Origin of the sequence: Lysinibacillus sp. NPDC097231 (assembly GCF_044761885.1) — a bacterium.
GTDB lineage: Bacteria > Bacillota > Bacilli > Bacillales_A > Planococcaceae > Lysinibacillus.
The window spans coordinates 1-13,284 of the sequence record NZ_JBIWDH010000038.1 but is presented as its reverse complement, the minus strand read 5'-3'; the positions used below and the strand labels follow the sequence as shown (position 1 = coordinate 13,284).

The following is a 13,284-nucleotide window of genomic DNA, read 5'->3' as shown; positions in this document are numbered from 1 at the left end:
TTCCTCCTTAAAATGTTAATCTAGCGACAGAAATCGTAGCATTGCCCGATTTTTTCTTCTGTAAAACAAGTGAATCAACCTGTGCATAACGCATTGCAGCAGGCTCACTCACGCCGTATGCTCCTGTATATTTAAAGACTGTTTCCGAAGGTGATGGAAAATCAATTTCGTTTAATTCGCCAGGTGAATACGTAACGAATTCCCAGTCATATTTTTTCGTTATCTCAAGGAAGCATTGCTCATCTTTCTTTAAATCAATTGTACATAATGCCTTGATACTTTTTTTCGAAAGTTTAAGCTCCGCAAGTGTTTCATCAATCACCTGTTCAATTTCCTCCACGGATGTACCACGATTACAACCCATGCCAAGGATAACTGATTTAGGTCGATAAATCACACCATTTTCAAGAAGCACTTCTTCCTCTGGTTCTATAATGCGATCTGTAATCAGCAATGTAGCATGTGGTTTTGCTTTGATCGCAGATTGTGTTGACGGATAAATTTTAATTTGCTCCGGCATTGGCGTATCACGCATCCACCAGTCGCGCTCACCCGCTTCCTGCACGACGGCTACGTGCTCCTCGTTGACAACTGATGCACTTACCGGTGTCAGTTTATCGGCACTGTCCCATACCCAGCCAAAACGTGCGCCAAATAAATCTACCGGAATCGTTTTTTGGACATCCGAAGCTGTCGTTATAATCGGGTTTGCACCAATTGCTGCGGCTACTTCATGTGTCAGTTCATTGGCACCACCTAGATGTCCAGATAACACGCTAATCACATTTTCACCACGGTCATCAATGACAACAACGCCTGGATCAGTCTTTTTATCCTTTAAAATTGGGGCAATCATGCGCACAACTGCACCAAGGGAAATGATTAAAATTAAGCCTTTATATTGCTTAAAAAGAGTTGGCAGTAGCAGACGTACAGTACCTGTAAACATTTGAATATGCTTTTTTGCTTCATCGCCCTGCTCAAATTTACTCATGTAATATAAATCACTCGCTGCAAAAGTATGCTGCAGGCGACGTCCGATTTGCACACCATGCTTTGTGATTGCCACAACAGCATAAGGATTTCGTTGATCAACCTCTGGCAATACGCCCTCTTGTAACTCAATCACTTGTCTTCACACCTTTTCTAAAGCCATGTGTGAAAGTAGCATCATATAATTTCGAACGATATTGATCCTTATCATGAATATTCGGATCTAATGCCCAGCCAGCTAAAATCATCGCATGCTTACGAATACCGTTCACACGCATTGCTTCATCCAGTTCAATTAATGTTGTACGTACAATTTTTTGATCTGGCCAAGAAGCTCTTTGAATAACAGCTACTGGTGTATCATCAGCCCAGCCAGCATTCTGTAGTTCTTTTACTATTTTCTTTGTTAACGTTGCACTCAGGAATAATGCAATTGTACAGTGATGACTCGCTAAATCGCGTAGCTTTTCAAATTCTGGTACAGGAGTACGTCCTTCAGCACGTGTTAAAATAAGGGTTTGTGTTAAATCAGGTATTGTTAATTCTGCTCCGATTGCCGCTGCGGAAGCAAAGACAGAGCTCACACCAGGAATCACCTCATAGCCAATGCCTTCCTTCTTTAATAGAGCTACCTGCTCCATAATAGCGCCGTACATTGCAGGATCTCCCGTATGCATACGAGCTACTACCTTCCCCGCCTTAACGCGATCTACCATGACCGCTACCATTTCCTCTAAATGCATACCTGCCGTACGAATAACCTCTGCATCTGGTCGTGCCTTTGCAATAAGATCTTCATTTACTAATGAATCTGTATACATCACCACGTCTGCGGTTTGTAATATATGTAAACCTTTTACTGTAATTAAATCTGGATCACCAGGACCAGCTCCCACAATATATATTTTCTTCATTATTTACGCACCACCATTAATGTTAAATATTCTAGATCGACACCATCTAGCTCGCGCACATCCCAAATAATTTCCTCGTCAGACGTTACTTTTGTTACGACTGATGCCTTATCAAGTAAATCTAAATCACGTAGCACCTCAAGCATTAAATCAATAACCTTCGCTACTTTAATGAACACCACTGCATCGTGACTTTCTATCACTTCACGCATTGCATCATAGTCATCATGGGCTGGGACAATCGCAACACGGTCATCGCCATCTGCTAACGCAATACCTAGTCGTGATGCTGAGCCATTGAACGAAGAAATCCCTGGAACTGTTCGAATTTCAACCTCTGGGTGCATGTCCTGCATAAGCTTCATCATATGGATGAACGTACTATATAATAATGGGTCCCCTTCTGTTACAAAGGCAACATCCTTGCCCTCTTTTAATTTTCCATAAACAAGCTCAACTGATTTCGTCCATTCACGCTCTAATACAGCCTCATCCTTTGTCATTGGAAATACTAGGCCAAGCATATCCTTTTCTTCTGGATTAATATAGACATCTACAATACGATGTGCATAGCTTTTACTGCCTTTTAATTTTTTCGGATAAGCAATAACAGGAGATTCCTGAATGACACGGAATGCCTTGACTGTAATTAATTCTGGATCGCCAGGACCTACACCTAAGCCATATAAAATACCAAGATTACTCATAATTTTCTTCCTTTCGGTATGCCGTGATAATATAAATCGGATTTAATGGAACAAAACGTGTCATATCTAAAATTGGTTTACTGCGTGCAAGCTGTGCCTGTAAGATGTCTACTGTAAAGCCACAAGCCTTAAACGCTTCGACAGCCTTATATAAATTTTCAATTGTTGCAGCATTCAATACAATACGACCATTTGGCTTTAAGCGTGTACAGCACAATTGTAATAACTCCACCATTTCTCCACCTGTACCGCCGATAAAAATCGCATCCGGATCAGGGAAGTTTTCAAGTCCTGCTGGCGCTTTACTATGAATAGCTGTAATATCTACACGGAACTTTTGCTGATTTTGCAGGCAATTTTCTAAATCAGGAGCGTTTTTCTCCACTGCAAATATTTGACCTTCTGGCGCAAGCTTGCCTGCCTCAATGGCCATCGAACCCGTACATGTACCAACGTCCCAAATGATGCTATCTATTTGTAGCTGCATTGCTTGTAAACTTAAAACACGAATTTCTTTTTTCGTAATAAGCCCTTTATCTGGCTTACGCTGTGAGAATTCTTCATCATCAATACCGAGTGCATAGCGTTTCGGTACTGAGGTTTGCTGTAGAATGACAACATTTAAAGGAGAAAAATAAGCCATTTCTAATTCATCAAGCGAATACCAAGCGAATTTTTCATTTGTGCCCTGTAAGTTTTCTGCCACAAATGCACGGTATTCTGTCATGCCAAAATGCTTTAAATAATTTCCTAGCGCATTTGGGTTATTTTCTTTATCTGTTAGCAGTGCCACTTTCTTTTTACCATCAATACGTTGTGCTAAGCCTTTCATAGAGCGCCCATGAATACTTGTGACATAAGCATCCTGCCAGCTTTCTCCCATCTTAGAAAAAGCAAGCTGTACCGAGCTCATATATGGATAAACTTCAATGTCTAGCTTCTTCGCTAAATAACCACCGATGCCGTAAAATAATGGATCACCAGACGCTAAGATCACTGTATTTCTTGTTTCTGTAGATAATCTTTCAACAAGCGCTGAAAGACCACCTTTAATCAAAATTTTTTCACCAGTAAAGTTCGGGAAAAATTCTAGAACACGCTCCCCACCAACAAGTACCTCACAGTCTTCAATCCACTGCACGTATTGCGGTAGCAAGCTTTCTTGTCCGTTATCCCCGATCCCAATTAATTTCATCGATCGATGCAATGTCATCAGCCCTTCCTAATAATTGTCCCTGCATCGAATAGATCGATGTGGAAAGCGTTAAACCGCCCTTAATGTGATGTAATGATGAATAACAGCAAGCTTCACATAAGTGGTTAAAGAATGCATCATAGCCCTTTTCTGCCATAATTTCTCCGACCTGTGAAGCAGTGTTTGCCTCTCGTACGTTCGTAACGGTTTCTTCATCCGCACCTATATCCACTGCTAATTGAGCTAAAAAGTTAAAATCAATAGGAGCACTTTTGGAGTGCACCATCATGACACCTTGTGCCACCTTCGAAAATTTCCCCATCATGCCAACAAGCGATACTTGCTTGATACCAAGGCGCTTACAATGCTTTAAAGTAAAACCAACAAAGTCGCCCATTTCGATAAACGCTTCCTCTGGTAAATCAGGGTACTGTGCCATGCCAAACTTTTCACTACGTCCCCCTGTCGTCACGACTAAGTGCTCACAGCCTGCTGCCTTTGCAACACTAATAGCTTGGACAATACTTGCCATGTATGCGGAACTCGAAAAAGGCACGACGGTTCCCCTTGTGCCTAAGATGGAGATGCCTCCAATGATACCAAGTCGTCCATTTAATGTTTTTTTCGCAATTTCCTCCCCCTCAGGAACGGAAATAACAACGCTAACGCCTCGTTTAATTTGAAATTCATCAAGTACGCTTTGAACCGTACTATGAATCATCTTTCGTGGTACAGGATTGATGGCTGCTTCTCCGACAGGTACTGGTAAGCCGGGCTTTGTTACGCGCCCGACACCAATTCCACCGTCCAAATGAATGCCCGGCATATCCGCCCAGCTTACTGTGCCAATAATGAGTGCTTTATGTGTTGCATCTGGGTCATCACCTGCATCTTTAATCGTTTCACAGCTTACAGCATCATTCCGAAATGTACATTTTTCTATCGTAAAGGTCGCATCTCGTCCGATCGGCAAATGAATGGTACTTGTTTCTTGCACTTCATTTGTAATTAAAGCAAGTAATGCGGCCTTCGTTACTGCAGTTGCACAGGCTCCCGTTGTATAACCGTGACGCATGTCCTTGGGATCCTTTTTAGGCTTCCGCTCCATTATTTTTTCGCCTGTTCATCCGCTAAAAGTGAGACAGCATTCAATGCGGCAACCGTCACTGTACTACCGCCTTTACGACCAACATTTGTAATATACGGAATACCTTCTAGTTTTAATAGCTCTTCCTTCGATTCAGCAGCCGATACAAAACCAACTGGCATACCGATAATTAAATCTGGTTTCGCTAAGCCTTCTTTAATTAAGCGAATCAATTCAAGCAGTGCTGTCGGTGCATTACCAATGGCATAAATTCCACCTTCATGTAATTTAGCTGCCTTTTGCATAGAGATAATGGCACGCGTTGTATTTTGTTTTTTTGCTTCTGTCGCTACGTCTTCATCTGCAATATAGCAGTGTAGATCACCACCATGCTTTTGGAAGCGTTTTTTCCCTGAGCCACTTTCAATCATTTGCACATCTGCGATAACATGACGTCCGGCAAGGATTGACTTAATACCTGCCTCAATCGCTCCTGGTGTAATAATAACGCTTCGACCTAGCTCAAAATCAGCAGATGCATGGATGATACGACGAACAATTTTCCACTCATCTTCTGAGAAATCATGTTCGCCCATCTCCTCAGCAATAATCGAAAAACTATAATCGTAAATTTTGTCTGGGTCTACTGTTAGTGGTTTAAAATCTGTTTTAAAGTCCATCTGGATTGCCTCCTAAATTGTGTTTTGGACAGCCTGTTGTACTTCCTCAAATGTTGAATACTGCTGCCCATATTTAATATTTGGTCTTGCGATTAAAATCGTTTCAATGCCACATGCGAGAGCAGCCTCTAGCTTTTCATCGACAGAGCCAACTTTACCACTCTCTTTTGTAATCATTAATGTCACATCGTACTGACGGAATAGAGCTTCATTTAATTCCTTTGAAAAAGGGCCCTGTATAGCAACAATATCTCTTTGAGCCACACCAAGTGCCTCACATTTTTCCATATTATCGAGTCGAGGAAGCATACGTGCAATCAGTCGTGTATTTTCTAAGCCATGTAACACCTTTGTAAATGTCGCCAGCGTTTTACTGCCCGTTGTTAGCATAATGACTCCACGTTTTTCCGCTGCTAAATTTGCAGCCTCCTCATAATCTTTCACAACCGTAATAAGAGTATGGGAATAGTGCTCGTGCGCACGTTCATAGCGAATATACGGAACATTTGCTTGCTCAGCCGCAGCCATAGCATTTTTTGAAGCTTCTTCGGCAAATGGATGGGAGGCATCTACAACTAAACGGTACCCTTGTTCCGTAATAATTGTTGTCATTTCCTCCGCCGTTAATCGACCGATCAAATGTGGAAGTCCCACTTCTGCAAGGCTTGAGGCTGCTGATTCAGTAACGACCGTTGCCGTCACAGCAAATCCCGCTGACTGTAATTCAAGTGCTAAATTCCTGGCATCACTCGTCCCTGCCAACATGAAAATCATTTCACTGTCTCCTCTGCATGATCATGGTGATGATGGTCATGTCCATGATCGTGGTCATGATGGTGATGATGATGTGCATGTCCATGTACCGCCGCATAGGCACGATAATTTTCTAAATCCTGCATACCTGTCGATGTACCATTCACTGCTTGCTCAATACGCTCTAATAACACATTTTGTAAGCGTTCATGATAGCCAAAATAGTTAGCAATTTGAATATCACATTCTGGATATTTTTCGTTAAATTGCTTGCTCATAACATTCATACGTTCCATTAAGATACCAGTGAATAAAAAGTACGGTAGCATAATGATTTTTTTTGCACCAAGTTTGACACAGCGTTCCATTCCCTCTTCAACACGAGGATCTGTTACACCCATAAAGGCACTTTCCACATACTGAACAGGTAGCTTTTCCCATAAAAGACGCGTAATTTTATAAAAATCTCCATTCGCATAAGGGTCACTACCCCCTCGTGCAATTAATAAAATCGCTGTATCCTTATGCTCTTCTTCAGCATTAAAACCGATTTCAGCTAAACGATCCTCTAAAATAGCAAATATTTCTTCATGGATACCGATTGTTTGCCCATATGTGAATGTAATATGTGGATAGTGCTCGCGTGCATGTTCGATTTCTGCAGGAATATGCAGTTTTGAATGTCCAGCATGAAGCAGAATAATCGGAATCACATGCACCTCTGTTGCACCCTTCTTCACACAATTTGTAATACCTTCTTCAATATTTGGTGAAGCAAACTCTAGGAAACATGTTTCTACTAAAAAGCTAGCATCAATACGAGGTGTCATTTGCTTGATAAACGTGCGTACCTCATCATTTCCTGCTGCTAAACGGCTCCCATGGCCGACAAATAAAATTGCTTTCATTATCAATAACTCCTCACTAATCGCCGCACGGAGCTGGCTCTACTTTTATTTTTGAAGACATATCCTGATACGTAAAATGTAGTATCTTTTTTACACGCTTAAAGTATTTAAACAAACGTTCATTTGGATGTGCATTTGCTTTATACTCTTCAATAATATTTGTGATAAGCGGGATCAGCTGTTCAGGTTCTAAGCCCTCCACAACAGGCTGCGCCGCATGTGCTGTACGACCAACTGGCTTAGCACCAATAAAAACATCAAATTTACTTTTACGATAAACAATGCCAATATCATCAAATACTGCGCGATAACATGCCATTCCGCAGCCATTAAAGCCAATATTTAATGTTTTCGGTAATGACAAACCTCCAAGCTTTTCTTGAATTTCTTCGGCATATGGAATCGAATCGGTCTTTTCCCCATAACAGAAATCACAAGCCTTTAGTGACAGCACATCACCAATTGGTGCTAGTAAAAAGCCCACTTCATGGAGCTTTGCTGTAATCTCTTCTGGTTCAGTCGTTGGAATTTTCAAATGAATTTGATGGTCTGGTGTATACTCCATCGTTCCTTCTTCTCCAACTACCTCAGCTAACGTCATCATTTGTTGAGGCGTAAAAAACTTATTGGCTACCCCTGGACTAACAGCTAATTCAAAAATGGATTCAATTTGTTGTTGAACAAGCTTAGGTGTTATCTTTACGGCATCCGTTCCCTTCACCATCGCTAGAGCTTTTGTCGCCATTTCAAGTGATGTTTTTTTAGGATTTGGATCAGGTGTTATAGCTAAACTGGGCTGTATACGATTTGCATTTGGGTCTGTCGCAAAATCATTACGCGCTTGTCCTGTTTCTTGATTCATTGCCCATGGTTCATTTTCTTCTCTCAGACGTTGATGTGGTCGTAGCGGTTGTTTTTCTTCACCAAGTGTATATTTGCGCTGATATCCACGCGGTGTAATCATTTTATTGTCATAGAAGAACGTAGATGAATTCCCGATAATAACCGTTGTCAACATGCCGATATCATGTTTAAGCATTTCTGCTAAAGTGGTCATCGTAATTTCCTGGCGGTCACGATACGCGCTTTTGACAAGTCCCACCGGTGTATCTGGCGAACGATATTCTAATAAAATTCGCTGTGCCTCTACAATTTGTCTCGTACGACGACCACTCTTTGGGTTATAAAGTGCAATAACAAAATCCGCCATTGCAGCAGCTTCTACTCGTTTCGCAATTAAATTCCAAGGTGTTAAATGGTCACTCAAACTAATGGTACAGGCATCATGCATAATCGGAGCACCTAGTAAACTAGCACACGAATTAATAGCAGAAATACCTGGAACAATCTCTACCTCAACACCAGTTGCTTCTGTCCAACCTAGCTCGATTAATACCTCATACACTAATCCAGCCATTCCATAAACACCTGAATCACCACTGGAAATAACCGATACGATACTCCCTGCCTCCGCTTGGCGCACCGCTTCCTGTGCACGTGAAACTTCTTCTGTCATACCTGTACTAACGATCGCCTTGGCACTTACTAAATCCTGAATAAGCTCCACATAGGTTTTATAGCCAATGATCATATCACTTTGCTGTAATGCCTCTACAGCACGATGCGTAATATGATTAAAATCTCCAGGTCCAAAGCCAACTACGAAAATCTTCCCTTTTTGCGCCATGTTGTTACCCCTCTTTCACCTTTTCGATGCCTTTAATAGCTGTCGTTTGAGCTGTCCGCTGTAACGTACCTTCACGAAGTGTAAAGACATGCTCCTGATGTAATAGTTCATGCTGTAAATCTTGCACCAGGGCTCTTCCATGCTCCGTTGTCGGCACACGGTACCAATTCCCTTGTGGATAGGCAATGACAACACAAGCATCCTTGCATCTGCCATTACAACGTGTTCTTGTCGTATGTATTTCTTTATCAAGCGCTTGTATCTGTATTTCGTCACGGATAGCTTGGGTAATGTCCTCTGCATCTTTATTCATACAGCTACTGCCGTTGCAAATAAAAAGATGCGTTTTCATACCCTCTAAATTCCAAGTTGTCATCGTTGTTCTCCCCTCAAATACTTTTAGGAAAAAGAAAAAAACCTTTACTCTAGACGAAGAGTAAAGGTTTTGTAGAAGCTAAATAAAAACGAATATATACAGGTACTCGCTCTCGCTTCAACTTCTCCCTCCGAAAAGTTTACATGCATCATCATATAAGCAGGTTTCCTGACTTAAGCTTCCTTTTACTTTCGCGCCTTCCCAAGTTTCAAACTAGTGGCTTTTGCGATTTCATCAGCTATTACAGTAGCGGGGGCTGTATCGGATTCTCACCGATTTCCCTATTATCTCGAAGTAATCGAGCACTTATTGATGTTTTTATATTAAATTATATTTCTGGTAAATGAATAGAAAACTGTTTCTATCATAGTCTTATTATTTTAAAATTTCAATATTTCTTTTTTTATTTGTGACATTTTTATTAAAATACCCATCAAATATCCAAAGAGGGAACATTTTTAAAATTTTCTACATTGACATTTAATTTAAAAATTTTTTTCATAAAAAAGATAGCATATTTATGGAAAAGCGTGTTACACTTTGTCGTGAAATCTCACAATTTCATCTTTTTTCGGTGCGGAATGATAACCATTTCGCTTAAAAGGGAAGCCGGTTTAAGTCCGGCGCGGTCCCGCCACTGTACTAGGGAGTTTTATAGATGATGTCACTGTCAAAGAGATGGGAAGACCTATAAAACGATGAACTAAAGCCAGGAGACCTGCCGAAAAATATGTGATCGTTTCAGCCTACGAGGATGGGTGTGCGGCTAAGCAGATTAGAATTTTATTTGCTTTTTTAGCTATGCACTTTTCCAATTTCGGAGAAGTGCTTTTTTTTTATCTTTATTCAACAAATGTTTTCTGTAGCGAAAGCGAAGCGCCAGCAACAAATGTTTTCTGTGCGAAAGCGAAGCGCCAGCAACAATTACGCTAAGGCGAAATTGATTAACGCACGCTACAATCGAAAAAATTAAATGTGAGGAGGAGCAATATTGAAATTCTCTGGTTGGAAACTTAGTTATTTCTTACTGGCATTTTTATTCGTGCCAAATCGTGCATTCGCCATGCATATCATGGAGGGCTTTTTACCAATGGAATGGGCCATTTTTTGGTGGGTCATTTCGATTCCATTTATTATTTTAGGATTACGTTCAATTCGCAAAACAATTGATGAAAATCCTGAAACAAAAATGATACTAGGTCTATCAGGTGCCTTTGCATTTGTGCTTTCAGCATTAAAGATCCCGTCTGTAACGGGAAGTTGCTCGCACCCAACTGGTGTTGGGCTTGGTACTGTTCTTTTTGGACCATTGGCTATGAGTGTAATTGGAACAATCGTATTATTATTCCAAGCTTTACTTTTAGCACATGGGGGGCTTACAACTTTAGGTGCAAACGCCTTTTCCATGGCAATTGCTGGCCCGATAATTGCTTATTATGTATTTAAAGGCTCGCAAAAAATGGGTTTATCGTTTTCTGTAGCTGTGTTTTTAGCTGCAATGCTTGGTGATCTAGGTACATATGTTATCACTTCGGTACAACTAGCTCTTGCCTTCCCTTCTGAGGTAGGAGGCTTTATGGCTTCATTTACAAAGTTCGCTGGTATATTTGCGATAACTCAAATTCCGCTTGCTGTTAGTGAAGGGATTTTAACAGTAGTCGTGATAAATTTCTTGAAAAAATACAATGTGAGCGAATTAAAAGCCTTACGTGTTTTCTCAACAAAGGAGGCACACTAGAATGAAAAAAAATCTACTGTTATTAGCAATTGTTGTGTTATTGGCAATCATCCCACTTTTCGTACAAAAGGGAGCAGAATTTGAAGGGGCTGACGGTGAAGCGGAAGCAGCAATTGGTGAAATAAATGCTGACTACGAGCCATGGTTTGAAAGCTTATGGGAGCCACCAAGTGGTGAAATTGAAAGCTTATTATTCGCACTACAAGCTGCTATAGGCGCTGGTTTTATCGGCTATTTTATCGGCTTGATGCGCGGCAAACATAAAGAGGGTTAAGCCGATGTTACTCATTGACAAGTATGCATATTTGAATAAGCTAGTATCGATTCATCCGCTAGAAAAAATGACATTTTCCCTAGGATTACTATTATTGTCGCTTATCATGAGAGATGAACGGATTTCACTCATTACATTTATTGTAATGAGTGCTTTTATCATTGTAGGCGCAAAAATCCCTATTAAATATTACGTAAAATTACTATTGCTACCGGGATTTTTTTTACTGTCTAGCTTAGTGTCCATTTTAATTTCTATAGCGCCCTCGACAAGCACGCTCCCTACTTACATTTGGTCATTTTCTTTTAAAGGTCTGACCATTTTTGTCGGTAGCGCGAGCATAGAAACAGCAAAGCAGCTTTTCTTCATCGTTCTTGGTAGCATTAGCTGTTTATATTTTTTAATTCTCACGACATCCGTACAATCTATTTGTCATGTTCTGCGACAATGGCGGCTTCCCGTTTTATTCGTGGAGCTAGTAGAATTAACGTATCGTTTTATTTTTATTTTTCTAGACAGCATGCAAAAAATTCACCTCGCTCAGCAGGCTCGGCTTGGTTACCACTCCCCTAAGCAATGGCTACGCTCTGTATCAATGCTGATTGCGGCGTTATTAGCTGAGATGTTCCAACGAAGTCGTGAACTAAACAATGCGATGCAGGCACGCGGTGGTGAAACTGTTTATTGGCAAGAGGATGTTACCTATAGCACGAAAAACTGGTTTGGGATTGCCGCTATTTTTGTATTTCTCATCATTTATGGAGGGGTTTTCTAATGATGACAGATTTATACTTTGAATTAAAACAATTATCCTATGCCTATGCAGATGGAACTCATGCATTAACAGATATTTCACTGCAAATTCCAAAGGGCAAAAAAATTGCCTTACTTGGTCATAACGGAGCCGGAAAATCGACGTTGTTTCAGCATTTAAATGGCATTTTACAGCCAACTACTGGCAGTATATCCTTTTGTGGTAAAGAACTTCACTATAGCAGAAAAGCATTAAAAGAATTACGTCAGCAGGTTGGTATTGTTTTTCAGGATGCGGACAACCAGCTTTTTTCTGGTACCGTTAAGCAGGATATTGCGTTTGGACCTTTGAATCTTGGTTGGACTACTGAAAAGATTGAAGAGAAAATAGCATGGGCTGTTGCTCAAACTGAGGTTGAAGCGTTGCTCGATAAACCGATACATTTTTTAAGTGTCGGACAGAAAAAACGTGTCGCAATGGCTGGTGTACTAGCCATGGAACCATCTGTTCTATTATTAGATGAACCTACAGCTGGATTAGATAATTATTATGCTGCTCAAGTTTTACAGTATTTAGCGAAATTAGAGAATGAGGAACGTACCATCTTAATGGCGACCCATGACATCCCTTTGGCCTATGAATGGGCAGATCAAATAATTGTTATGGAAGCTGGAAAAATCATTTATAATGGGGATCCTGTTGAACTCTTCTACCAAGAGGAATTACTTGAAAAAGCCCATCTAGAGCGCCCATGGGTCTTTGAAATGGCGATTGCCTTGCAACAGAAGAAATTATTTGAGAAAAACATAAAAATGCCTCGTTCGAAAGATGATTTACAGAGACTTATTGAGCAGCTTTAACGCTTGTAGCTTATAATGCATTTTCTAACACATTAGAGATACGCCTATTAGTACTTGGGACTGAGCAATTCTTTTGAGTGACCGGAGCGGCGGTTTTCTCTTGTACCTGAGCGGTTCTTTTGATGAACGGAGCGGTTTTCTCTTGTACCTGAGCGTTTCCTTCACTGAACGGAGCGGTTTTCTCTTGTACCTGAGCATTTCCTTCACTGAACGGAGCGAATTTCCCTTATACCCGAGCGATTTTTTTGCTCACCTGAGCGTTATTGGTCTTCTGTCAAGAAAGTGGACATAAAAAAGTGAGAGCTTCAAAGCTACCGCACTGCGTTTGGTGGGCAATGGAAGTCAATTGTTCAAAGAG

At 40.8% G+C, this 13,284-nt stretch carries 14 protein-coding genes and 2 riboswitches; of the genes, 4 read left to right on the top strand and 10 right to left on the bottom strand.

The genetic code is table 11. The annotated features are described in order from the left end of the window. Positions 1-7 precede the first annotated feature (7 nt). Genes ACIQXF_RS18970 through ACIQXF_RS18925 form a run of 10 tightly spaced genes read right to left on the bottom strand, consistent with a single transcriptional unit; the run spans position 8 to position 9,300 of the window. Positions 8-1,129, bottom strand: a complete 1,122-nt coding sequence (locus ACIQXF_RS18970; RefSeq protein WP_402786036.1) for a cobalt-precorrin 5A hydrolase — start codon at positions 1,127-1,129, stop codon at positions 8-10. Beyond that, positions 1,122-1,907 carry a precorrin-4 C(11)-methyltransferase gene (cobM, locus tag ACIQXF_RS18965; RefSeq protein WP_402786033.1) on the bottom strand — a complete coding sequence of 262 codons (786 nt, stop codon included), beginning with the start codon at positions 1,905-1,907 and terminating at the stop codon, positions 1,122-1,124. The genes ACIQXF_RS18970 and cobM overlap by 8 nt, the downstream gene beginning before the upstream one ends. Continuing rightward, positions 1,907-2,614 carry a precorrin-2 C(20)-methyltransferase gene (cobI, locus tag ACIQXF_RS18960; RefSeq protein WP_402786030.1) on the bottom strand — a complete coding sequence of 236 codons (708 nt, stop codon included), beginning with the start codon at positions 2,612-2,614 and terminating at the stop codon, positions 1,907-1,909. The genes cobM and cobI overlap by 1 nt, the downstream gene beginning before the upstream one ends. Further along, the gene (gene cbiE, locus ACIQXF_RS18955) at positions 2,607-3,827 is read right to left on the bottom strand and encodes a precorrin-6y C5,15-methyltransferase (decarboxylating) subunit CbiE (protein WP_402786027.1); all 1,221 of its coding nucleotides are present in this window, start codon (positions 3,825-3,827) and stop codon (positions 2,607-2,609) included. The genes cobI and cbiE overlap by 8 nt, the downstream gene beginning before the upstream one ends. Then, positions 3,784-4,917 carry a cobalt-precorrin-5B (C(1))-methyltransferase gene (locus ACIQXF_RS18950; protein ID WP_402786024.1) on the bottom strand — a complete coding sequence of 378 codons (1,134 nt, stop codon included), beginning with the start codon at positions 4,915-4,917 and terminating at the stop codon, positions 3,784-3,786. Before ACIQXF_RS18950 ends, cbiE begins: the two co-directional genes overlap by 44 nt. Next, positions 4,917-5,576: a precorrin-8X methylmutase gene (locus ACIQXF_RS18945; protein WP_402786021.1), complete on the bottom strand. Its 660-nt coding sequence runs from the start codon at positions 5,574-5,576 to the stop codon at positions 4,917-4,919. The genes ACIQXF_RS18950 and ACIQXF_RS18945 overlap by 1 nt, the downstream gene beginning before the upstream one ends. 12 nt (positions 5,577-5,588) lie before the next feature. After that, complete coding sequence (gene cobK, locus ACIQXF_RS18940; RefSeq protein WP_402786018.1) at positions 5,589-6,350, bottom strand: precorrin-6A reductase; 762 nt, start codon at positions 6,348-6,350, stop codon at positions 5,589-5,591. Further along, positions 6,347-7,237, bottom strand: coding sequence for a sirohydrochlorin chelatase (locus tag ACIQXF_RS18935; protein ID WP_402786015.1), 891 nt, complete (start codon positions 7,235-7,237; stop codon positions 6,347-6,349). The genes cobK and ACIQXF_RS18935 overlap by 4 nt, the downstream gene beginning before the upstream one ends. A gap of 16 nt (positions 7,238-7,253) precedes the next feature. Beyond that, positions 7,254-8,924 (bottom strand): precorrin-3B C(17)-methyltransferase, encoded by a 1,671-nt coding sequence (gene cobJ, locus ACIQXF_RS18930; protein ID WP_402786012.1) that lies wholly within the window; start codon positions 8,922-8,924, stop codon positions 7,254-7,256. A 4-nt stretch (positions 8,925-8,928) separates the two neighbouring features. Beyond that, the gene (locus tag ACIQXF_RS18925; protein ID WP_402786009.1) at positions 8,929-9,300 is read right to left on the bottom strand and encodes a (2Fe-2S) ferredoxin domain-containing protein; all 372 of its coding nucleotides are present in this window, start codon (positions 9,298-9,300) and stop codon (positions 8,929-8,931) included. Positions 9,301-9,440: 140 nt separating this feature from the next. After that, positions 9,441-9,625: riboswitch (cobalamin riboswitch) on the bottom strand. Positions 9,626-9,855: 230 nt separating this feature from the next. Then, positions 9,856-10,040, top strand: a riboswitch (cobalamin riboswitch). A 251-nt stretch (positions 10,041-10,291) separates the two neighbouring features. On the opposite strand from ACIQXF_RS18925, the gene ACIQXF_RS18920 reads away from it, so the two are divergent. The 4 genes from ACIQXF_RS18920 to ACIQXF_RS18905 are packed head-to-tail and all read left to right on the top strand — an operon-like array spanning position 10,292 to position 12,926. Then, a complete protein-coding gene (locus ACIQXF_RS18920) occupies positions 10,292-11,038 on the top strand; it encodes an energy-coupling factor ABC transporter permease (RefSeq protein ID WP_402786006.1) in 747 nt (248 codons plus the stop codon). 1 nt (position 11,039) lies between these two features. After that, positions 11,040-11,312: an energy-coupling factor ABC transporter substrate-binding protein gene (locus ACIQXF_RS18915; RefSeq protein ID WP_402786003.1), complete on the top strand. Its 273-nt coding sequence runs from the start codon at positions 11,040-11,042 to the stop codon at positions 11,310-11,312. Positions 11,313-11,343: 31 nt separating this feature from the next. Next, positions 11,344-12,087 (top strand): cobalt ECF transporter T component CbiQ, encoded by a 744-nt coding sequence (cbiQ, locus tag ACIQXF_RS18910; RefSeq protein ID WP_402786000.1) that lies wholly within the window; start codon positions 11,344-11,346, stop codon positions 12,085-12,087. Positions 12,088-12,089: 2 nt separating this feature from the next. Further along, the gene (locus ACIQXF_RS18905) at positions 12,090-12,926 is read left to right on the top strand and encodes an energy-coupling factor ABC transporter ATP-binding protein (protein WP_402786144.1); all 837 of its coding nucleotides are present in this window, start codon (positions 12,090-12,092) and stop codon (positions 12,924-12,926) included. The last annotated feature ends 358 nt before the right edge of the window (positions 12,927-13,284 follow it).